Source organism: Verminephrobacter aporrectodeae subsp. tuberculatae At4 (genome assembly GCF_000193225.1).
Lineage (GTDB): Bacteria > Pseudomonadota > Gammaproteobacteria > Burkholderiales > Burkholderiaceae_C > Acidovorax > Acidovorax aporrectodeae.
Genome location: NZ_AFAL01000232.1, coordinates 1 through 521 on the forward strand (window position 1 = coordinate 1; position 521 = coordinate 521).

A 521-nucleotide genomic window follows, 5' to 3' on the forward strand; every position below is an offset into this window, starting at 1 on the left:
CTGGCGGCGGCCGCCGAGCAGCAGGGCGCGGACATCGCCATGGCCGCCGCGCCGCAGGACGATGGCGCGGGTGGCGTCAGCGTGCGCCCCCAGCCCGTCTTCTGCCTGCTGCGTGCGGACCTGCTCGAGAGCCTGGCGGCCTTCACCCAGGCCGGCGGCCGCAAGATCGACGCCTGGACGGGCCGGCACGCCTGCGCCATCGTGCCATTCGACGAACCGGGCGACGACCCCCAGGCCTTTTTCAACGCCAACACCCTGGCCGAACTGCATAGGCTCGAGCGCAGCGCCGACCCCGGGTCCGAACCCGCGGGGCACCCGCCACGCGTCGATTCCCCATGAAGACCATTGCCCAGATTGCCGCCGAACTGCAAGGCTACGACCCGCAGGCCCTGAGCGTTGCCGACGTGCACGCGTTCTTGCAGCGCTTGGTGGAGCCCGTCGTCGCGACGCAGGAAGTCGGCCTCTTCCAAGCCCTGGGCCGCGTGCTCGCGCGCGACGTGATCTCGCCCATCAGCGTGCCG

Annotated in this window: 1 protein-coding gene and 1 pseudogene; both read left to right on the top strand. The window is 71.8% G+C overall.

Features of this window, described 5'->3' with window-relative positions:
• On the top strand, window positions 1-339 hold a 339-nt coding region (locus tag VTU_RS26025; protein ID WP_040892259.1), incomplete at its 5' end, for a molybdopterin-guanine dinucleotide biosynthesis protein A.
• Window positions 336-521, top strand: a pseudogene (locus VTU_RS0106095) (molybdopterin molybdenumtransferase MoeA); the annotation flags it as partial. The gene VTU_RS26025 and the pseudogene VTU_RS0106095, both read left to right, overlap by 4 nt.